15 protein-coding genes and 2 pseudogenes are annotated in these 20,594 nt (G+C 73.4%); 8 read left to right on the top strand and 9 right to left on the bottom strand.

The annotated features are described in order from the left end of the window. The first annotated feature begins 7 nt into the window (after positions 1–7). Positions 8–1,003: a stage II sporulation protein M gene (locus tag OP18_RS41065; protein ID WP_033364618.1), complete on the top strand. Its 996-nt coding sequence runs from the start codon at positions 8–10 to the stop codon at positions 1,001–1,003. Positions 1,004–1,012: 9 nt separating this feature from the next. On the opposite strand, the gene OP18_RS41060 is transcribed toward OP18_RS41065, so the two are convergent. From OP18_RS41060 to OP18_RS41040, 5 genes are all read right to left on the bottom strand, one after another. Next, on the bottom strand, positions 1,013–2,356 hold the full coding sequence (locus OP18_RS41060; RefSeq protein WP_081971551.1) for a DUF58 domain-containing protein: 1,344 nt from the start codon (positions 2,354–2,356) through the stop codon (positions 1,013–1,015). Positions 2,357–2,417: 61 nt separating this feature from the next. Continuing rightward, on the bottom strand, positions 2,418–3,401 hold the full coding sequence (locus tag OP18_RS41055; protein WP_245635704.1) for an AAA family ATPase: 984 nt from the start codon (positions 3,399–3,401) through the stop codon (positions 2,418–2,420). 17 nt (positions 3,402–3,418) lie between these two features. After that, positions 3,419–4,792, bottom strand: a complete 1,374-nt coding sequence (locus OP18_RS41050) for a DUF4350 domain-containing protein (RefSeq protein WP_052388096.1) — start codon at positions 4,790–4,792, stop codon at positions 3,419–3,421. Then, positions 4,789–5,349, bottom strand: a complete 561-nt coding sequence (locus tag OP18_RS41045) for a DUF4129 domain-containing protein (RefSeq protein WP_033364615.1) — start codon at positions 5,347–5,349, stop codon at positions 4,789–4,791. Before OP18_RS41045 ends, OP18_RS41050 begins: the two co-directional genes overlap by 4 nt. After that, the gene (locus OP18_RS41040) at positions 5,346–6,197 is read right to left on the bottom strand and encodes a hypothetical protein (protein WP_033364614.1); all 852 of its coding nucleotides are present in this window, start codon (positions 6,195–6,197) and stop codon (positions 5,346–5,348) included. The genes OP18_RS41045 and OP18_RS41040 overlap by 4 nt, the downstream gene beginning before the upstream one ends. Positions 6,198–6,316: 119 nt before the next feature. Here OP18_RS41040 and mtrA point away from each other — a divergent pair, with 119 nt between their 5' ends. From mtrA to OP18_RS62735, 6 genes and pseudogenes are all read left to right on the top strand, one after another. Next, on the top strand, positions 6,317–7,006 hold the full coding sequence (gene mtrA / locus OP18_RS41035; protein WP_033364613.1) for an MtrAB system response regulator MtrA: 690 nt from the start codon (positions 6,317–6,319) through the stop codon (positions 7,004–7,006). A gap of 83 nt (positions 7,007–7,089) precedes the next feature. Further along, positions 7,090–8,700 (top strand): MtrAB system histidine kinase MtrB, encoded by a 1,611-nt coding sequence (gene mtrB / locus OP18_RS41030; protein WP_052388105.1) that lies wholly within the window; start codon positions 7,090–7,092, stop codon positions 8,698–8,700. Next, the gene (locus tag OP18_RS41025) at positions 8,697–10,598 is read left to right on the top strand and encodes an LpqB family beta-propeller domain-containing protein (RefSeq protein ID WP_156090143.1); all 1,902 of its coding nucleotides are present in this window, start codon (positions 8,697–8,699) and stop codon (positions 10,596–10,598) included. The genes mtrB and OP18_RS41025 overlap by 4 nt, the downstream gene beginning before the upstream one ends. An 8-nt stretch (positions 10,599–10,606) precedes the next feature. Continuing rightward, on the top strand, positions 10,607–11,362 hold the full coding sequence (locus OP18_RS41020) for a ComF family protein (RefSeq protein ID WP_245635702.1): 756 nt from the start codon (positions 10,607–10,609) through the stop codon (positions 11,360–11,362). 345 nt (positions 11,363–11,707) lie between these two features. Then, positions 11,708–12,062: pseudogene (gene hpf / locus OP18_RS62740) on the top strand (ribosome hibernation-promoting factor, HPF/YfiA family); the annotation flags it as partial. Positions 12,063–12,142: 80 nt separating this feature from the next. Further along, positions 12,143–12,343, top strand: a pseudogene (locus tag OP18_RS62735) (sigma 54 modulation/S30EA ribosomal C-terminal domain-containing protein); the annotation flags it as partial. 79 nt (positions 12,344–12,422) lie between these two features. Here the strand turns inward: OP18_RS62735 and OP18_RS41010 are convergent. From OP18_RS41010 to OP18_RS41000, 3 genes are read right to left on the bottom strand one after another with little or no spacing between them, the layout of a single operon-like run. Continuing rightward, entirely contained in the window at positions 12,423–13,526 is a 1,104-nt protein-coding gene (locus tag OP18_RS41010) for a glycerophosphodiester phosphodiesterase (protein ID WP_033364610.1), read from the bottom strand. A 41-nt stretch (positions 13,527–13,567) separates the two neighbouring features. Further along, positions 13,568–14,620, bottom strand: a complete 1,053-nt coding sequence (locus OP18_RS41005; protein ID WP_052388095.1) for a GNAT family N-acetyltransferase — start codon at positions 14,618–14,620, stop codon at positions 13,568–13,570. Then, complete coding sequence (locus tag OP18_RS41000; protein WP_033364609.1) at positions 14,617–15,765, bottom strand: GNAT family N-acetyltransferase; 1,149 nt, start codon at positions 15,763–15,765, stop codon at positions 14,617–14,619. The genes OP18_RS41005 and OP18_RS41000 overlap by 4 nt, the downstream gene beginning before the upstream one ends. 172 nt (positions 15,766–15,937) lie before the next feature. Between OP18_RS41000 and secA the strand changes: the two genes are divergently transcribed. Further along, positions 15,938–18,859 (top strand): preprotein translocase subunit SecA, encoded by a 2,922-nt coding sequence (secA, locus tag OP18_RS40995; RefSeq protein ID WP_033364608.1) that lies wholly within the window; start codon positions 15,938–15,940, stop codon positions 18,857–18,859. A 1,321-nt stretch (positions 18,860–20,180) separates the two neighbouring features. Here secA and OP18_RS40990 read toward each other — a convergent pair. Continuing rightward, positions 20,181–20,594, bottom strand: a 414-nt coding sequence (locus OP18_RS40990; RefSeq protein ID WP_052388094.1) for an Rv3235 family protein, incomplete at its 5' end; no start/stop codon positions are given.

Raw genomic sequence — 20,594 nt, 5'->3', positions numbered from 1 at the left:
TGCCGTCGTGGATCTGGACGCATACGTGGCGGAGCACGCGGCCGAGTGGCGGCGGCTGGACCAGCTGGCCCGCCGCCGGCGGGTGACCGCCGCCGAGGCCGACGAGCTGGTCGCGCTCTACCAGCGCGCCGCCACGCACCTGTCGGTCGTGCGCAGCCGCTCGCCCGACCCGGCGCTGGTCGCCCGCCTGTCCCGGCTGGTGCTCGCGGCCCGCAACGCGATCACGGGCACGCCCGCGTTCTCCTGGCAGCGGGTCGGGCACTTCTTCGTGGCCGGGTTCCCGCTCGCCGTCTACCGGGCGTGGCCGTGGTGGTCGGCCGTCGCCACGACGTTCAGCCTCGTCGCGTTCGGCATCATGGGGTACGTGGTGGCCAACCCCGAGGTCGCCGAGCTGTTCATGGACGACGCGACGATCACCAGGATGATCCAGAGCGACTTCGTCGGCTACTACAGCCAGTTCGCGTCGCAGAACCAGACGCTGCGCGTGTGGACCAACAACGCGGTGCTCACCGCGGAGTGCCTCGCCGGCGGCGTGCTGATCCTGCCGGTGCTGGTCGTGCTGTTCACCAACGCGCTCAACGTCGGGCTGACCGGCGGCGTGATGATCGCCTACGGGCGCGGCGACGTCTTCTTCGGCATGATCATGCCGCACGGTCTGCTGGAGCTGACCGCGGTCTTCGTCGGCGCCGGGGTCGGGCTGCGCGTCGGCTGGGCCTGGATCGCGCCCGGCCCGCTGCGCACCCGCGGCCGCGCGCTCGTCGAGGCGGCCCGCGAGGGCATGCTGGTCGCGCTCGGCCTCGTGGTGGTGCTGCTGGTCAGCGGCGTCCTGGAGGGCTTCCTCACGCCGTCTTCCCTGCCGATGCCGGTCAAGGACGTCATCGGGGCGCTGGTCTGGCTGGCGTTCCTCGCGTACGTGGTGATCCTCGGCCGCGCGGCGCACCTGGAGGGCGAGTCGACGGACCTGCCGGAGGAGCTGACCGAGGCCCCCGTGCCGACGGCCTGAGCCCGGCGGCTACAGCCGGCCGGTGGCCTTGAGCGCCAGGTAGTGGTCGGTGACCCGGGACGCGAACACGTCCGCCGGGGCGTCGACCACCTCCACGCCGTGGCGGCGCAGCGCGGCGCTGACCCGCTCCCGCTCGGCCAGGGTCCGCTGGGCGGCGGCCGCGGCGTACACCTCCTCGGCGGCGGCGTCCGGCGGGACCTGCGCCATGCGGCTCAGCTCGGGATCGTGCACCGCGGCCACGACGACCTTGTGCCGGGCGGCCAGCTGCGGCAGGACCGGCAGCAGCCCGTCGCCGAGCGCCCCCGGCTCCAGGGCGGTGAACAGCACCACCAGCGCGCGCTTGCGCTCCCGCCGCAGGATCTCCCCGGCGACCAGGCCGAAGTCCGTCTCGACCAGCGCCGGCTGCAGCGGGGCCATCGCGGTGACGAGCCGCCACAGCAGGGTGCTCTTGTCCACGTTGGTCACCGACGCGCGGACCGCGGTGTCGACGGCGAGCAGGTCGACCCGGTCGTCGGCCCGGGCGGCGACGGAGGCGAGCAGCAGCGCCGCGTCCATGGCCGCGTCCAGGCGCGGCTCGTCGCCGATGCGCGCCGCCGAGGTGCGGCCCGTGTCCAGGACGCAGACGAGCCGCCGGTCGCGCTCCGGCCGCCAGCTGCGCACCACCACGTCGGAGCGGCGGGCGCTGCCGCGCCAGTCGATCGAGCGCACGTCGTCGCCGATGACGTACTCGCGCAGCGTGTCGAACTCGGTGCCCTGGCCGCGGCCGCGGGTCACCACCGAGCCGTCCAGCACGCGCAGCCGGGCGACCTTCTCCGGCAGGATCCGCCGGGACGCGAACGCCGGGTACACCCGCAGCTGCCACGGCGGTGTCATGGCGTCCGCGGCGCGCCGGGTGGTCTGCCGGTACGCGAGGCGCAGCGGGCCGTAGGAGCGCAGCGTGACCCGGACCGCCGGCCGGTCGCCGCGCCGCGTCGGGGTCAGCGTCGTGGTCAGCCGGACCGTCCGGCCCGGCCCGATCCGCACATCCTGCTCGGTCGGGTGCGCGCCGGCGGACGGCACCCACGCGTCGCGGACCCGCCCGGTGAACGGCCGGCCGGCGCCGTTGCGCACGGTCAGCTCGACCGTGCCCGTGTCGCCGAGCCACAGCGACCGCTGGCCGGAGCGGGTCAGCGTCAGCGCCTTCGGCGGCACCGCGGCGACGGCGTCCAGGGCACAGGCGGCGGCGACGGCGGTGAGCAGGGCCGCCGCGCCGAGCCACAGCCACGCCCCGCCGACCCGGTCGCCGAGGGCGACGCCGGCCAGCGCGAGCAGCAGCGTCCCGGCGGCGACGGCGGCGGCCGGGCGCCAGGTGATCACTCGGGCCCCCCGGTGCCCGCCGGCGCGGCCGCGGACCGGTGCGGTGCGGGACGGCGGGTCATCGGGGGGTCGGCACCGTGGCCAGCACGGAGTCGAGCACCGCGTCGGCGGTGACGCCCTCCAGCTCCGCCTCCGCCCGCAGCCGCACCCGGTGCCGCAGCGTCGGGCGGGCCAGGGCCTTCACGTCGTCGGGCGTGACGTACTCGCGGCCGGTCAGCCACGCCCACGCCTTCGCCGCGGCGAGCAGCGCCGTCGCGCCGCGCGGCGACGCGCCCAGCTCCAGCGACGGCGACCGGCGGGTCGCGCGGCACAGGTCGACCACGTACGCCAGCACCCCGTCGGCGACCGCGACCTGCTGCACGGCGGCGCGGGCGGCGGCGAGGTCGGCCGCGGTCGCGACCGCGCGCACCCCCGCGTCGTGCAGCCGGCGCGGGTCGAAGCCCTGGTGGTGGGCGCGCAGCACGCCGAGCTCCTCCTCCCGGGTCGGCAGCGGCACGGTCAGCTTCAGCAGGAACCGGTCCAGCTGCGCCTCCGGCAGCGGGTAGGTGCCCTCGTACTCGATCGGGTTCTGGGTCGCGGCGACCAGGAACGGGTCCGGCAGCGGGCGGGCCCGGCCCTCGACGGAGACCTGGCGCTCCTCCATGACCTCCAGCAGCGACGCCTGCGTCTTCGGCGGTGTCCGGTTGATCTCGTCGGCGAGCAGCAGGTTGGTGAAGACCGGCCCCTCGCGGAACTCGAACTCGGCGGTGCGGGCGTCGAAGATCAGCGATCCGGTGACGTCGCCCGGCATCAGGTCCGGGGTGAACTGCACCCGCTTGGTGTCCAGGTCCAGCGCCGCGGCGACGGTGCGCACCAGCAGCGTCTTCGCCACCCCCGGCACACCCTCCAGCAGCACGTGCCCGCGCGCGAGCAGGGCGATCACCATGCCGGACACGACGGCGTCCTGGCCGACGACGACCTTGCCGACCTCGGCCCGCAGCCGGCCGAGGGCCGCGCGGGCGTGCTGCGGGTCGCCGACCGGCTCGGGCGCCGGCTGGGCCAGCGGGATAGCGGTGTCGGTCACCGTCGGGCTCCTTCTGAGAAGTCGGGTTGTTCGGTGGTGACGGCCGCGCCCAGGGACTCGGCCAGGGCCTCCAGCCGGACGGCCGCGGCGACCAGCGAGTCGTCGTCCTCGGGCGGGGCGCCGAAGAGCGTGTCCATGACCAGGTGCGGCGGCCAGCCGCTCGCCGCGGCGACCGCGGCCACGACCCTCTCCCGGCCGGTGCCGGGATCCAGCCGCAGCAGCCGGGCCATCCTGCTCAGCGCGGCGGCCCGCAGCGTCGTGAGGGACTCCTCGCGGGCCCTGGCCCGCTGGTAGAGCCGGCCGCGGCCGGTGACCGTCTCGCCGGCGCGGACCACCACGGGCAGCGGCTCCACGACCGGCCCGCCCATCCTGCGGGCCCGGGCGAGGGCGTACAGCAGGAACGCGACGACGAGCAGCACGGCGACCACGTAGGTCCAGGCCGGGAACGCCTGCCACAGCGGGTTCGGCGGGTCGGCGACCGGCGTGTCCCCCTCGCCGCCCGGCGCCGAGCTGGCCGGACCGCTGCCCCCGGCGCTGCCGGCGCCGCCGGGGGCGGTCGCGGTCGGCACGCGGGAGGGGGTGGTCCGCGCCGGGCTCGGCCCGGTCGTCTGGTCCGGCCGCAGCGTCGGACCGCCCAGGCCCGGGTCGCGCTCCGGGTCGGGCGGCGCCTCGCGGTGGTGCAGGTCGACCCAGACCAGCCGCGGCCTGGCGGTCAGCAGGCCGAGGGCGAGCCGGGCGTTGCCGTGCTCGCCGATGCGGTCGTTGCGGAACGGGTCGGCCGAGCCGACGATCGCCATCGTCGTCCAGCCGCGGCTGAACAGCACGAGCGAGTCGTCGTAGCAGCGGGCGAGCTGCCGCTCGACACCGGTGTCGACGGGTCCGTAGCGGGTGCGGCGCACCGCGGCCGGGCCGGCGTCGGTCGCGGGCCCGAAGTCGCAGCCCGGCGCGCTGACCCCGCTGGCGTACGCCCGGCGGCTGCCCTCGATCGGCAGCTGGCCGCGCAGCAGGGTCTGCCGGCTCGGCTCGATGACCACGACCCGGGTCGAGCCCGGCAGCAGCGCGAGCCGGCGCAGGTACTCGGGGTGCACGAACTGCGGGGTGGTGAGCAGGATCGTGACGTCGCCGCGGTGCTCTGGGCGGAAGGCGTCGGCGGTGCCGCCGACCCGGGAGACCGTGACCCCGGCGCCCCGCACCGCGTCGGCGAGGGAGCTGGCGCCGATGCCGGCGGTGCTCACCGGCGACAGGTACGCGGGGTCGTCCTCGTCGGGCTGCTCCCACTGGTACAGCACCACGCCCGTCAGCAGGGCCAGCAGGACCACGACGGGCGGCACCGCCAGCCGCAGCCAGCGCCGGGAACGCGCCTTCCTCATGCGTCGACCTCCGCCGCGTACTGCCGCATCAGGGTGTCGTGCTCGGCGGTGGCGGGCACCTGGCCGTACCAGATGTCGGAGAAGACGCCGGTCGCGCCGCGCAACGGCGACTCGACCGCCGGCTCCACCGCCGCCGCCGCGAGCGCCACCTCGGTGACCGTCATGCCGGGCAGGATCTCCACCGCGCGCCGGTCGGCCAGGCCGCGCACGATCGCGCGGAGCCGCTCGCGCACCGCCTCGGCGTAGCGGCCCTCCGCGGCGAGCCGGTCGGCGAGCGACAGGAACACCCGCGCCGGCAGATCGGGCAGCTCGTCGCCGGACGACGCCAGGTCCTCCTCGGCCGGCTCGGGCACCTCCTCGGGCTCCGGCGTGTCCTTCTTCGCGCGCTTCGCCCGCTTCGACCGGCGCAGCCGCGGGAACCGGGTCGGGATCCAGCGCGGGTACCAGTAGTGCAGGGCGCCGCCGATGACCGACAGCAGCAGCAGGCCGAACACCAGCAGCGGCACGCCGATCGTGTCGTCGAGCAGCTGCAGCAGCTCCGCCCAGCCGCGCGTCATCGCCGCACCGAGCCGAGCAGGGCGGTGTGCGCCAGGTCGACGGGGCGGCCGAGCCGGCGGGAGCGGCCGACGGCGACGTCCAGGCCCTCGACGCGCATCCGGGTCTCCAGGTAGAGCACCGCGTCGAGGCAGGCGAGCGCGGCGTAGACGACCGTGTTCGCCAGGATCCACACGGCGACGGTGGTGATCTGACTGAGCAGCGCGTCGTGCGGCAGCACGGTCTCCAGCAGCGTGCTGGTGCCCCAGCCGATCGCCACCCGGATCGCCGCCCAGCCGCCGTAACCGCCCAGCCGGATCGCCACCCCGCGCATCCCGACCGGGGCGAGGTTGAGCGAGCGGGTCAATGCGCGGCCGGGGCCGACCCGGTCGACCACCAGGGCGGGCGCGGCCAGGCCGATCGCGCCGAAGAAGAAGAACCAGGGCAGCGCCACGACAGCGCTCGGCAGCAGGATCAGGCCGACGGCCAGCGCCAGCAGCAGCAGCGCCGGGGCCCGCCGCCCCCACTGACGCAGCAGGTCGCGGGCCGGCACCGGCGTGCCGAGCAGGGCGGGCCCGGCGGCGGCACCGGTCAGCCCGCCGAGCAGCGCCAGCACGACGCCCTCGGTGCTCAGCCCGACGCAGAAGACCAGCCACCACAGCCCGCCGTCGTCGCTGGTGAACACGTCCGTCGTGCCGTCGACGCCGGCGGCGGCACGCAACGGGAACAGCACCGCCTGCTCGCACACGGCCAGCACGAACGCGGCGATCAGGAGCAATCGGGCATTGGTGCGCAGCAGCTGCACCGCCGCGTCCAGCAGCTCACCGAACGTGAGCGGACGCAAGGGGATGACGGGGCTGGGCTGCTCCACGCCGACACCGTAGTCGGCGGGTGCGAATGTGGTGGTCCGCCCTACCGGAAAGCCGGAAACTCGCCAAGATCGGGCATCGGGTTCCCACCTTCGGGCGTCGAGGTGAAATATTGGACCGCATGAGAGCCCGTGTCCTGGTGGTCGACGACGACCCCGCCCTTGCCGAGATGCTCGGCATCGTCCTGCGCAGCGAAGGCTTCCTCCCCTCGTTCGTCGCGGACGGCGAGCGTGCGCTCGGCGCGTTCCGGGACAGCCGGCCCGACATCGTCCTGCTCGACCTGATGCTGCCCGGCATGTCCGGCATCGACGTGTGCCGGTCCATCCGCGCCGAGTCCGGCGTGCCGATCGTCATGCTCACCGCCAAGAGCGACACGGTCGACGTGGTGCTCGGCCTGGAGTCCGGCGCCGACGACTACGTGATGAAGCCGTTCAAGCCCAAGGAGCTGGTCGCCCGCATGCGGGCCCGGCTGCGCCGCGGCGAGGACGTCGCCCCCGAGCTGCTGACGATCGGTCCGCCCGGCAACCAGATCACCATCGACGTGCCGGCGCACACCGTCATGCGCGACGGCGAGGAGGTCAAGCTGACCCCGCTCGAGTTCGACCTGCTGGTGGCCCTGGCCCGCAAGCCGCGCCAGGTCTTCACTCGCGAGGTGCTGCTCGAGCAGGTCTGGGGCTACCGGCACGCCGCCGACACCCGCCTGGTCAACGTGCACGTCCAGCGGCTGCGCGCCAAGATCGAGCCCGACCCGGAGAAGCCGGAGATCATCCTGACCGTCCGCGGCGTGGGCTACAAGGCCGGCACCGGCTGATCCAGGGATAGGGCCCCACCGTGTTGCGCATCGACCCGATCATCGTGCAGGTCCGCCGTGTCCGCCGCCTCCGGCCGCGGCGGCTGGTCCCGCTCGCGGCCAGCCGCCGGCTGCGGCGCTACTACGCCGCGGCGCGGCGGCAGTGGCGGCGGTCGCTGCAGTTCCGGGTCGTGGGCATCACGCTGCTGCTCTCGGCGATCCTGGTGTCGGCGTTCGGCTACACGGTCGCGTCGCTGATCAGCCAGGGCGTGCTGCGCACCCAGGTCGACACGTCGAAGGAGCGGATCCTGCGCGGCGCCCGGGAGGCCGCCAAGAAGCTGGAGGGCTACACCCAGGCCGACGACCCCGGCCTGCCCGGCCAGGTGCGGGTCGTCGCGACGGACCTGTCCAGGTCGATGGACGTGCCCGACTCCGAGGTGATCATCCTGCGGCGCAACTCGCTGGCGGAAGCCTCGCCCGACACCAGCGCGGCCGCGGTGATGCGGCAGGCCCCGATGCGCAAGCTGCGCGAGTCGGTCGTCGGCGACCGGCCCGGCACCTACCAGCAGATCGAGACGCTCGACGTCGGCCAAGGGCCGACCCGTTACCTGGTGATGGGCACCCCGATCGTCACCGGTGGCGAGCCCTTGGAGCTGTACTACCTGCTGCCGTTGAAGGCCGAGAACGAGCTGGTCGAGTTCGTCGCGCTGGTCGTGACGGTCACCGGCATCGCGCTCGTGGCGCTGCTGGCGCTGATCGCGGCCACGATGACCCGGCTCGTGGTCAAACCGGTCCGGGTCGCCGCCCGCACCGCGCAGCGGCTCTCCGCCGGCCTGCTCGACCAGCGCATGCAGGTCAAGGGCGAGGACGACCTGGCCCGGCTGGCGGCCGCGTTCAACCAGATGGCGGCCAACCTGCAGCGCCAGATCGTCCGGCTGGAGGAGATGTCGCGCCTGCAGCGGCGCTTCACCTCCGACGTGTCGCACGAGCTGCGCACCCCGCTGACCACCGTGCGGATGGCCGCCGACCTGCTGTTCGCCTCCCGCGACGACTTCGACCCCGCCGCCGCGCGCAGCGCGGAGCTGCTGCAGGCGGAGCTGGACCGGTTCGAGGACCTGCTCACCGACCTGCTGGAGATCAGCCGGTTCGACGCCGGGTTCGCCGCGCTGGACGCCGAGCCGACCGACCTCGTGCCGATCGTGCGGCGGGTGGCCGAGCGGCTGGAGTCGCTCGCCGAGCGCTGCGGCGTACCGTTGCGCGTGGACGCCCCCGAGGACGGCGCGATCGCCGAGGTCGACCCGCGGCGGGTCGAGCGGGTGCTGCGCAACCTGCTCGGCAACGCCATCGAGCACGGCGAGGGCAAGCCCGTGGTGGTGACCCTGGCCATCGACGAGGCCGCGGCGGCGGTGACTGTGCGCGACCACGGGGTCGGCCTCAAGACCGGCGAGGAGAAGCTCGTGTTCAACCGCTTCTGGCGGGCGGACCCGTCCCGGGCCCGCCAGACCGGTGGCACCGGGCTCGGCCTGTCGATCAGCCTGGAGGACGCCCGGCTGCACGGCGGCTGGCTGGAGGCGTGGGGCGCGCCCGGCAAGGGGGCCCAATTCCGCTTGACCCTGCCGGTGCGCTCCGGCGACCGGCTGGTCTCCTCGCCGCTGCGCCTGGTGCCCGACGACGCCCGCGCCGACGAGGCCGCACTGATCGGGGAGACGCCGTGAGCACGGTCCGGCGGTTGGTCGCCGGGTTGGCTGTCACTGCCTTGCTGCTCGGTGGCTGCAGCCTGCCCGACAGCACCGATCCGAAGTACGTCGGCCCCGCCGCGACGCTGAACCCGGCCCAGGACCGCGCCCAGGACCCGCCGAGCCCGCAGGGCGTCAACAACCTGTCGGACCTCGTCGTGCGGTACCTGATGACGTCCGTCGGCGGCAACGTCACCAGTCCCGACCAGCCGGACGCGGTCTCGGAGACCCAGGCCCGCATGAAGACGTTCATGACGGAGGCGGCGCGGGACCGGTGGTCGCCGGGGCCGCAGGCACCCCTGATCGTGGTGCAGGCGAAGTTCAACAACCTCGAGGGGGTGCCGGGCACCAACCGGAGCAGCCTCGCGGTCGAGTTCACCCCGATCGGCCAGCTCAACCGCGACGGGCAGCTCGTGTCGGCGCAGCTGCCCGACAACTTCGAGCCGAACTTCGTGTTCGAGGGCGAGGAGAGCGGCGGCGAGATGCGGCTGTCCAAAGTGCCCGACACCATGCTGCTCAGCGTCGGCGGGCTCAACGAGTGGTATCAGCCACAGCCCGTCTACTTCTGGGAGTCGGGCGTCGACGCGCCGAAGCTGGTGCCCGACCTGCGCTACATGCCGCGGGTGCTGCCGGCCTCGAAGCGGGTCAGCGAGGTCATGCTGTGGCTCGTCGACGGCCCGTCCACGTGGCTGGCCCCGGTGGTGGAGAAGCTGCCGTCGGACGTCGAGACGAAGGACAAGCCGACGCTGCAACCCGACGGCAGCGTGGTGGTGAACCTCAGTTCGAAGGCGCGGGCGAAGAGCCCGGAGGACCTGCGTAAGCTGTCGAGCCAGATCCGCTGGTCGCTGGAGCGGCACCCGCCCGTCACGCTGTCGTACGAGAACGCCAAGGACACCACGAACGCCTCCGACGGCTACGAGAGCGACAACGCCGCCGTCGTGCCGGGCGAGCCCGACCAGGAGAAGTTCGTCGTCGTCGACGGGGTGGTCCGCCCGTCCGACATCCCGGTCGGCGGCCCGCCGCAGCTGTTCCTGCCCGGGCCGTTCAACACCGGCGTCGTGTCGGCCACGATCAACCGAGAGCACACGCGGGCGGCGCTGGTCCGCCGGCTGAACGGCAAGCAGCAGCTGGTCGTCAGCGGCGCGGACTCCTCGGCCGAGCCGAAGTACGTCGACAGCACCGTCCCGCCGAGCGCCGCGCTGAGCCGGCCCGCCTGGATCAACCGGCCGGCGCAGCGGTTCCTGGTCGCCGACGGCAGCCGGCTGTGGACGGTCACGCCACCGGCGAAGGCCGGCGAGGCGGCGAAGGCCGACGTCGTGCCGGGCATCGTGTCCGGCGCCGGCGACGCGACCCTCACCGCGGTGTCGGCGTTCTCGGTGGCGCCCGACGGGCGGCGCATCGCGCTCATCGTCAACGGCAAAGCCATGATCGCCCCGGTCCGGATCGAGAACGGCCGGCTGCGGCTCGGCGAGCAGCGCCCGGTGCCCAACACCCTCGGCGACAACCAGGCCATCGGGTGGCTCAGCGAGACCACGCTCGCGATCGGCGGCAAGCCCAGCCCGGAAGGGAACCTGCTGCCCAACGCGAGCTACTCGCTGATCTCGACGAGCATCGACGGCACGGGCGAGACCCCGCTGCCGCTGCGCAGACCGAGCGACACCAGCACCTACATCATCAGCCAGCTGTCGGCGCGGACCAACGACCCGACCGAGTCGCTGCAGCAGGTACTGGTCCTGTTCGAGGCCAACCAGCAGGCGCGGGCCGTGTTCGCCGACAACACCAGCGAGATCAAGCTGAGCAACGCCGGCCCGGCGGTGTCGCCATCGGCGAGCCCGCCGCCGACCGGGAAGCCGACATCGCCCTTCTACGCGGACTGAGCGGCGTCGTGCTCGCCGATCTGCTGGACCTGGTGCTGCCGGCCACCTGCGCGGGCTGCGACGAGCCCGCGCGGCAGGCACTGTGCGGGCCGTGCCGGGAGGCGCTCGCGGCCGCCCGGCCGGGCCGGACGCGGCCGGTGCCCGAGCCGCCCGGGTTGCCGCCGGTGTACGCCCTGGCGGCGTACGCGGGATCGGTACGGCGGATGCTCATCCAGTACAAGGAACGCAACCGGCACGAGCTGGCGCCGGTGCTCGGCGGGCTCCTGGCGAGGGTGGTGCTCACGGCCGTCACCGAGCCTGGGCCGCCCGGCGTGGTTCGGTCCGGCGCGGCGCGCGGTTCTTCGGCTGCCGCCGGGCTCGGGGCGGCCGGGGGCGGTGGGGTGGTGACGCTGGTGCCGGTGCCGGCCACCTCGGCCGCGGCGCGGCGCCGGTTCGGCGACCACATCGACCGGATCGCGCGGGAGGCGTCCGTGGCGCTGCGGCGGCGGGGCGTCGACGTCGGCGTCGCGGGGCTGCTGCGGGCGCTGCCCAAGCGGGAGGACTCGGTCGAGCTGTCGGCGGCCGAGCGGGCCCGGGCGGCCGGGTCGGCGTTCGCGGTGCGCGGCCGGCGCCTCACGGCCGGCGCCTCGACGGGCCGGGTCGTGCTCGTCGACGACATCATCACCACCGGGTCGACGCTCGCGGCGTCAGCGGCCCGGCTCGCCGCCGCCGGGGTCCGGGTCGACCGCGTCGCCGTGCTGGCCGCTACGCAGCGTGCCACGTAGCATGCGCCGTTCGTGGCGTTACGAGCGGAACGTGACTTCTTGCGCCACTCGGGGTAATCCGCGAGGAGGGTTTCACGAGTTGGACACAGAGTTCTTGTGAACCAGGGGTGACTAGTGGCTGTCCTCGGTTTAACGTCGAGAGACGAGCTGACCGAGAGCCGTGCGATCAGCCTCAGCCGGCGTCCGCGAAGCGCCGGTTCGGAAGGGAGGAAGCTGCCCCATCCGTTTCGGTCGCGTGCCGCGTGGGCTCAGCCTCTGGGGAGGCGCGCTCGGGCCGATCTAGTGCCGACAACAAACCCGAACCCAAACCCGTTTCTTTAGCTAGACCCGTGGGGGAGGCCAGGAGTGGACATCGTCGTCAAGGGCCGCAACGTCGAGGTGCCCGACCATTACCGGCAGCACGTCGCAGACAAGCTGCAGAAGGTCGAGCGATACGACCACAAGCTCATCCGCGTCGACGTCGAGTTGTTTCACGAGCGCAATCCGCGCCAATCCGATCACTGCCAGCGTGTGGAGATCACGTGTGTCTCCCGGGGGCCGGTGATCCGGGCGGAGGCCTGCGCCGCCGACTTCTACAGCGCGCTGGACGCCGCGATCACCAAGCTGGACAGCAGACTCAGCCGGGCCGCCGACCGGCGGCGCGTTCACCGGGGACGGCACGCGCCCGTCTCCGTCGCCGCGGCGACCGCGTCGCTGGCGTTCACGCCGCCCGAGCGGGCCGGCGTCGCCGCCGCGGGTGGCCGTGAGGACCAGATCGAAGCGGACGGGTTCGACCTGATCGAGGAGCAGGACGACCAGCCGTGGCACATCGTGCGGGAGAAGGAGCACCCGGGCGAGCCGATGACCGTGGACGACGCGCTGTTCCACATGGAGCTGCTGGGCCACGACTTCTACCTGTTCAACGACAAGGAGTCGGGCCGGCCCAGCGTCGTGTACCGGCGCAAGGCGTACGACTACGGGGTCATGAGCCTCGGCGCGTGAGCGACCAGCGCAGGTGACGGCGTGAACCGTCGCGGCGGGCCGGTGCTGGACCGGCCCGCCGCAACCACTGACGGGGCGCCTACAGGTCGCGGGCCAGCACCGCCGTGTCCGGGTAGTCGGCGAAGACGCCGTCGAGCCCCGCCGCGAGGAACGTCCGGATCTCGGTGATCACGTCGCCCCACGCGTTGGGGTCGGTGCCCCGGCGCAGGTTCAGCGGCAGGAACTGGTTCTCGTTGCGGAAGGTCCATGCGTGCACCCGCAGGCCGCGCGCGTGCGCGTCGGCGATGAGCGGGGTCGGCTGGAGCAGGTTGCCGGCCGCGTCCCGGGCGATGACCAGGTTCTTGGTGGCGCCGACGCCGTCGGCGAAGGTCTTGAGCCAGTCCAGGCCGGCCGGCTTGGCGAGGTCCGCCCAGGTGCGCGGGTCGCCGGTGCTGCGGAAGTCGAACGGCGAGCCGACCGCGTCCAGCAGCACCACCGACGGGGTGTCCACCAGGCCGCGCAGCTTCTCGATGCTGGTCGGCTCGAAGGACTGCAGGAAGGCCGCCGCGTCGCGTCCGGCCAGGCCGTTGCGCTTGAGCACCCGGGCGAGCAGCGGCTCCAGGGCCAGCCCGATCGACGCGAAGTAGGTGGGGTGCTTCGTCTCCGGGTACACGCCGATGCGGCGGCCCGCGGCCCGCCCGGCGGACTTCGCCAGGTCGATGACCTCCTGCAGGGTCGGGATCTGGAAGTACCCGTCGTAGATGGTGTTGTGCGCCCGCACCGCGGGGAGCCGCTCGACCGCACGCAGCGTCTTGAGCTCCGCGAGGGTGAAGTCCTCCGTGAACCACCCGGTGACGGCGACCCCGTCGATGGTCTTCGTGGTCCTACGGCCCGCGAACTGCGGCTTCGACGCCACGTCGGTGGTGCCGGAGATCTCGTTCTCGTGCCGGGCGACCAGCTGGCCGTCCTTCGTCGGCACCAGGTCCGGCTCGATGAAGTCCGCGCCCATGGCGATCGCCAGGCGGTACGCGGCCAGGGTGTGCTCGGGCCGGTGCCCGCTCGCCCCGCGGTGGCCGATGACCAGCGGCCGGGACGGGTTCGGCGGCTTGCCGGTGTGGGCGGCTGCCGGGCTGACGAGGGCCTGTGGGAGGACCGCGGCCCCGGCGGCCACTCCCATGCCCGAGATCACTGCACGTCGACGCATGCGCCCGATGCTCGCGGGCGCACGGCAACACCCGATGACGCCTAGGTGGCCGCCGGGCGCAGCTTGGCGAACTGAATGTTGTCGATCCTGGTGCCGTCCGGCCCGGGTAGCCGCCCGCGCTGCAGGCCCTCCCGGTGGTAGCCGGCGGCCTCCAGCACCCGCTGCGACGCGATGTTGTCCGGCGCGGTGCCGGCGATCATCCGCGCCATGCCGATCTCGAACCCCCAGGCGGTGACGAGCCGGGCGGCGCGGGCCGCGTACCCCTTGCCGCGCGCGGCGGGGGTGAGGCTGTAGCCGATCATCGCCTCGCGCAGCGCCGGCTCCGCGTAGAACAGCGCGATCTCGCCGAGGTAGCCGTCGTCGGCCGCGGCGCGGACGGTCATCTCGGCGCGCTGCCCGGCCAGCCACTTCGACACCGACTCGGCGCACTGGCGGGCGACGACGGCCGGGTCCATCGGGGTGCCCACGACCGAGCGGCCGCTGACGTCCGGAAGGCTGCGCATCTGGTACGTGTCGGGCCCGTCCTCCTCGACGATCGGGCGCAGCGTGACGACGCCGTCGGTGAGCGAGCCGCCGGGCAGGTCCGGCAGCACCCGCACGCTCGGCCCCGGCGGGTCGGCCGCGGTCCGCGCCCACACGACCATGTCCTGCCAGCCGCCGTCGCGGGTCCTGGTCGAGCCGCGCGCGACGCCTTCCCGGACGAAGCCGCCGGCGACCGCGACGCGCTGGCTCGCCCCGTTGGTCAGCGCGGTCACCAGGTACAGCCGCTGCAGACCGGACTCGAAGAGCCGCCCGGCGAACTGGTCGAGCGCGGCCGAGGCGACCCCCTGGCGGCGGGCCCACGGCGCCACCCAGTAGCCGACCTCGGCGGTGCCGTCGCCGCGCGGGGTCGAGCCGACGCTGCCCAGCACGCGGTCGGTCCCCGGGTCGACGACCGCGAGGTCCTCGGGCTTGCGCCGGAAGAACTCCAGCGCGTCGTCGCGGGTGTACGGCTGCGGCAGGAACGGCAGGTAGTGGGCGATCACCGGGTCGCCGCACGCCTCGGCGACCGCGTCGGCGTCGTCGTCCCGGAACGGCCTGAGCGCGACCTTCACCGCAGGTCCCGCTTCAGCAGGGTCGCCACCCAGCCGTCGAGCCGGACGCCGCGTTGCTCGCAGCTGTCGCGCTGCACCCCTTCGACCACGAAACCCACCTTCTCGGCCACCCTTCTCGATCCGTGGTTGCCCACATGTGCCCGCCAGACGATCCGGCCCAGGGCGAGCCGGTCGAACCCGAAGCCGCAGAGCGCCCGCGCGGCCTCGGTCATGAAGCCCTTGCCCCGGATCCACGGCGCGGAGGAGAAGCCCAGCTCGGCCGTCACCAGGTCGGTCGGGTTGATCCGCAGGTCGATGGTGCCGGCGAACCGGTCGTCGGGGTCCGCGAGCACGAAACCGACGCCGGTGCCGCGCAGCCAGCCGGCCTCGTACCGGTGATGGATGAAGTCCAGGGCGTGCTCCGGGCCGTAGTCCAGCGGGACGGACGTCCACTGGACGGTCTCCGGGTCGCGGAACGTCTCGACCAGGTCGTCCAGGTCGCTCTCCCGCGCCATCCGCAGCGTGCCCGGCCCGGCGGGCAGACGGGTCGGCGGGTTGCCGAACGTGTGGGCGCGCAGCGCGCCAGGGCCGCCCGGGGCCACCCACGGCGGAGGCGTGTCGCAGACCTCGCCGGGCAGCAGTACCCCGTGCCAGCCGTCGACGAAGCCGCCCTCCTTCGCCGGCAGCAGCGAGCGCACGACGCCGTCGAACGTGAAGCCGATCCGCTCGGCGCTGAGCTTCGAGGCGTGGTTGCCCACCTCGGCCCGCCAGACCAGCCGGGTGAGGCCGAGGACCTCGAACGCCCAGTGCGCGACGGCCCGCCCGGCCCGCTCCGCGACCCGCCGCCCGCGGGCCCACGGCGCCACCCAGGTGCCCAACTCGGCGTGCTTGTTGCGCAGGTCCAGGGTGACCAGGCCGGCGGAGGCGAGCAGTTCACCCGTGCGGGCGTCGAACACCCCGAGCGGGGCGGACGTTTCGCTGACCCACGCGGCCCGGGACATCTCCCGCACGTAGGCGACGGCCTGTTCGCGCAGGTAGGGCACCGGGACCATGGTCCAGCGCTGGATCAGGGGATCCTGGCAGGCGCGGAAGACGTCCTCCGCGTCGTCCTCCTGCCAGGCGCGCAGGACGAGCCCGTCGCCGGTGGTGAGTTCGATCGGCTCCATGTCCGCCGATCCTGCCCCAAATGTGCCCGCCGCCAACGGATATTTCTTCGCTACCTGGAGGTGATTTATACCATTTTGTACTTCCGTGTCCGTACAGTGACAGGGCGGGGGCGTCAGTTCGGTCGGGAAGCCGCCTACGATGGGTCGCAGACGTTTGAGGGAGCGCTGACCCGTGTCGATTTTCGAGAAGATCCTCCGCGCCGGCGAGGGACGCCAGCTGCGGCGGTTGAAGGCTGTCGCCGTGGCCGTCAACTCGCTGGAGGAGGAGTACGCCGACCTGTCCGACGAAGAGCTGGCCGACATGACGAACCAGTTCAAGGAGCGGCTCGCCGACGGTCAGACGTTGGACGACATCCTGCCCGAGGCGTTCGCGGTCGCCCGCGAGGCCGCCTCCCGGGTGCTCGGGCAGCGCCACTACGACGTGCAGGTCATGGGCGGTGCCGCCCTGCACTACGGCAACATCGCCGAGATGAAGACCGGTGAGGGCAAGACGCTCACCTGCGTGCTCCCCGCCTATCTCAACGCGCTCTCGGGCAAGGGCGTGCACGTCGTGACCACCAACGACTACCTCGCCCAGCGCGACGCCGAGTGGATGGGGCGCGTGCACCGGTTCCTCGGCCTGACGGTCGGCACCGTGCTGCCCAACCAGCCGTCGTCGGCGCACCGGGCGGCGTACGAGTGCGACATCACGTACGGCACCAACAACGAGTTCGGCTTCGACTACCTGCGCGACAACATGGCGTGGTCGCGCGACGAGCTGGTGCAGCGGGGCCACAACTTCGCGATCGTCGACGAGGTCGACTCGATCCTCATCGACGAGGCCCGCACCCCGCTGATCATCGCCGGCCCCGCCGAGCAGTCGGCGCGGTGGTATCAGGAGTTCGCCCGGGTGGTCGGCCGCCTCAAGCGCGGCAAGGACGGCGACGGCGACTACGAGGTCGACGAGTCCAAGCGCACGATCTCCGTCACCGAGCGCGGCGTCGGCAAGGTCGAGGACCAGCTGGGCATCGACAACCTGTACGAGTCGGTCAACACCCCGCTCGTCGGTTACCTGAACAACGCCATCAAGGCCAAGGAGCTGTACAAGCGCGACAAGGACTACGTCGTCAACGACGGCGAGGTCCTCATCGTCGACGAGTTCACCGGCCGCATCCTGCACGGCCGGCGCTACAACGAGGGCATGCACCAGGCCATCGAGGCCAAAGAGGGCGTCGAGATCAAGCAGGAGAACCAGACCCTCGCCTCGATCACCCTGCAGAACTTCTTCCGCCTGTACTCGAAGCTCTCGGGCATGACGGGCACCGCCCAGACCGAGGCCGCCGAGTTCAACAAGGTCTACGGCGTCGGCGTCATCAGCATCCCGACGCACCGCTCGATGGTCCGCGTCGACCACCCCGACGTCATCTACAAGACGGAGAAGGCCAAGTACAACGCCGTCGTCGACGACATCGTCGAGCGGCACGCCCTCGGCCAGCCGATCCTCGTCGGCACCGTCTCGGTCGAGAAGTCGGAGCTGCTGTCGCAGCTGCTGCGCAAGCGCGGCGTCGCCCACGCGGTCCTCAACGCGAAGTTCCACGCCAAAGAGGCCGAGATCATCGCGCAGGCCGGCCGCAAGGGCGCCGTCACCGTCGCCACCAACATGGCCGGCCGTGGCACCGACATCCTCCTCGGCGGCAACGCCGAGTACCTCGCCGCCGCCGAGCTGCGCCAGCGTGGCCTGTCGGAGGAGGAGGACCCGGAGGAGTACGCGGCCGCCTTCGAGGACGCCCTCACCCGCTGGGAGAAGCTCGTCGAGGACGAGTCCGACGAGGTCACCGACGCCGGCGGCCTCTACGTCCTGGGCACCGAGCGGCACGAGTCCCGCCGCATCGACAACCAGCTGCGCGGCCGCTCCGGCCGTCAGGGCGACCCGGGCGAGTCCCGGTTCTACCTGTCGCTGCAGGACGAGCTGATGCGCCGCTTCCGGGCCAGCGCGGTCGAGGCGGTCATGGACCGCTTCAACATCCCCGAGGACGTGCCCATCGAGTCCAAGATGGTCACCCGCCAGATCAAGAGCGCCCAGACCCAGATCGAGGCGCAGAACGCCGAGATCCGCAAGAACGTCCTCAAGTACGACGAGGTCCTCAACAAGCAGCGCAAGGTCATCTACGCCGAGCGCAAGCGCGTCCTGGACGGCGAGGACCTCAGCGAGCAGGTCCGTAACATGATCGACGGCGTGGTCGGCGACTACGTCACGGCCGCCACCTCCCTCGGCGAGGCCCCCGAGGACTGGGACCTCGAGCAGCTGTGGACCAACCTCAAGCAGCTGTACCCGGTCGGCGTCACCATCGAGGATCTCGAGGAGGAGGCCGGCGGCTCGCTGGACCCCGAGTTCCTCAAGAACCAGCTCATCGACGACGCCCACGCCGCGTACGACCGCCGCGAGGAGGAGCTCGGCGCCGAGGCCGTCCGCGAGCTGGAGCGCCAGGTCCTGCTCAACGTCATCGACCGCAAGTGGCGCGAGCACCTCTACGAGATGGACTACCTGCAGGAAGGCATCACGCTGCGGGCCTACGCGCAACGCGACCCGGTGGTCGAGTACCAGCGCGAGGGCTTCGACATGTTCCAGCAGATGCAGGAAGGCATCAAGGAGGAGGCGGTCGGCTTCCTGTTCAACCTGGAGGTCCAGGTCGAGGAGGCTCCCGCGCCGCAGCTGGACGTCGCCTCCGCCGCCGAGACCGGCGCCAACGTCCCCCTGCCCGAGCCGCAGGTCGAGATCCGCGCCAAGGGCCTCGGCGGCAACCGCATGCCGCGTGCCCTGCAGTACTCGGCCCCGACGATCGACGGCGAGGCGGGTGTCGTCATCGAGCAGCAGGACGAGGCCCCCGCCCTCGGCATCGGCGGCGGCACCGGGACCGGGACCGGCACCCGCGCCAACCCGCCGTCGCCGGGCACGGGCGTGCGCCGCTCGGGCCCCGCGGCCCCGTCGGCCGGCGCCCGCAAGCCCTCCCCGGGCCAGGCGGTCGCCAGCAACGGCCCGTCCCGCAACGCCCCCTGCCCGTGCGGCTCCGGCAAGAAGTACAAGCGCTGCCACGGCGCCCCCGGCGGCGCCTGACGCTTCCCGCCGACGCCCGCCCTCCCCTGAGCTTCTCGGAGGGCGGGCGTCGCCGCGTTCCCACCCGGCCGTTCGCTTCCCGTTTCCGGGGCCTCGGCGCCACCGTGCTCCGCAGACCACTCCACGCCTGTTCCGTTCCGCCCGCGGGCCGCACCCGGCGACCGCGCCGCTGTGGTGGTGGCGTCCGTTGGGCACCGGGTCCGGTGGGCGCCGGCTCCCGTCGCCGGCGTTCCTGCGGGGCGGCGAGTGTTACCGACCGCGCGAGCAGTGACTTCCATGGAGCGGTTGGCTCCTGCGGGTTCGGCCCGGGGTGGCGGGCTGGTCCGCTGATGGTCGGTTCCGCGCGCGGCGGCGGGGCGATTCGGTCCGGCATGCGGTGTCGCGGTGGGCGTTAGCAGCGGTCCCGCGTTCGGGTCCGTGCCCGGCCGGGTCGTTGTGCGGCCAGCGGGTTGCGTGGGCGGGTGTTGTGCGGCCAGCGGGTCGCGTGGGCGGGTGTTGTGCGGCCAGCGGGTTGCGTGGGCGGTTGTTGTGCGGCCAGCGGGTTGCGTGGGCGGTTGTTGTGCGGCCAGCGGGTTGCGTGGGCGGTTGTTGTGCGGCCAGCGGGTCGCGTGGGCCGGTGGCGGTGGCGGGCGTGGGTGGTGGTCCCGTGAGTGCGGCGACTGGGCGGTGGATCACGCAGCCGGTCGCCCGCGTCAGCGGTGGGTCGCGCGGGCGGTGGGTCGCGCGGGCGGTGGCGGGCAGTGCACCTCCTGGAACGGTGGCCGTATGACGTATGGCCGGTCTGTGGGTGGACGGAAGCGGTCGACCGTGGCCGGTGCGCCCATATTGCGCGGTGATCCCACCGGCTGACCGGCCGTCGATGCCCGTGTGCGCTGGCCGCGGTGGTCCGCCGGCCGGTTCGCCCGGTGCGCGGTGGTGTCCAGGCAACGTGGTCGCTTGGCGGTGGGGCCGGCATTGTCGCTGGCTGGGGCAGTGGTCGCGGCTGGAACCCCGGTACGCCCGCCGCCCCTCCAGCGGGCGCACCGGGGGTTTCGCTGGCCCTTGTCCGTGGAGGGCGAGCCGCTGAGCAGCGGGGACCACGCCGGCGCCGCGAGGTTGGCCGGGATGGTCCCCGCTGCCAGGTGGCCAGCCCGGGACGAAGGGCTGGTCGGTGGCGGGGCGCCGTCCTGCCCCGTGCCGGGACGGCGGTCCGCACGGATGCGGGGGTGAGGTCCGGTGCGCCCGCCGCCCTCCCATCGGTGGGCGCACCGGACCTCGTGCGGGGAGTGTGTGCCGTGGGCCGGTGCGCCTGCCGCCCTCCCTCGGCGGGCGCACCGGTGCTTCAGACCACCTGGACGAGGGTGCAGAGCCAGGTGGACGTGCCGGGGGCGGGGCGGGTCTGGCGTTCGAGGCGGACGGCCATCGCCCAGGCGGTGGTGCCCTGCTCGAGGACGGCGACGAGCTCGGCGACGCCGGGGAGGGGCTCGCTGACGAGCATGCGGCGCACGCGGACGAGGCTGCCCTGGCGGGCGGCGTGGGACGGGGACATGCGGACCCGGACGGTGCGGCGGGTCAGCTGGTCGGTGACGGCGGCGCAGTGCTTCGGGTGGGTGACCTGGCGCAGGTGGGCGGCCGGGCGGTAGCCGTTGAGGATCTCGACGCACATGCCGACGAACCGCTGGGCGGCCGGGTGCGGAGGTGGCGCGGGCGGCTCGCCCGCCTGCGGGGCCGGGCGGCGGGGGCGGGCGGAGGCTCC

Source organism: Dactylosporangium aurantiacum (genome assembly GCF_000716715.1).
GTDB classification, from domain to species: Bacteria; Actinomycetota; Actinomycetes; order Mycobacteriales; family Micromonosporaceae; genus Dactylosporangium; species Dactylosporangium aurantiacum.
The sequence above is the reverse complement of the archived record's forward strand: the minus strand, read 5'-3'. Positions and strand labels throughout refer to the sequence as shown.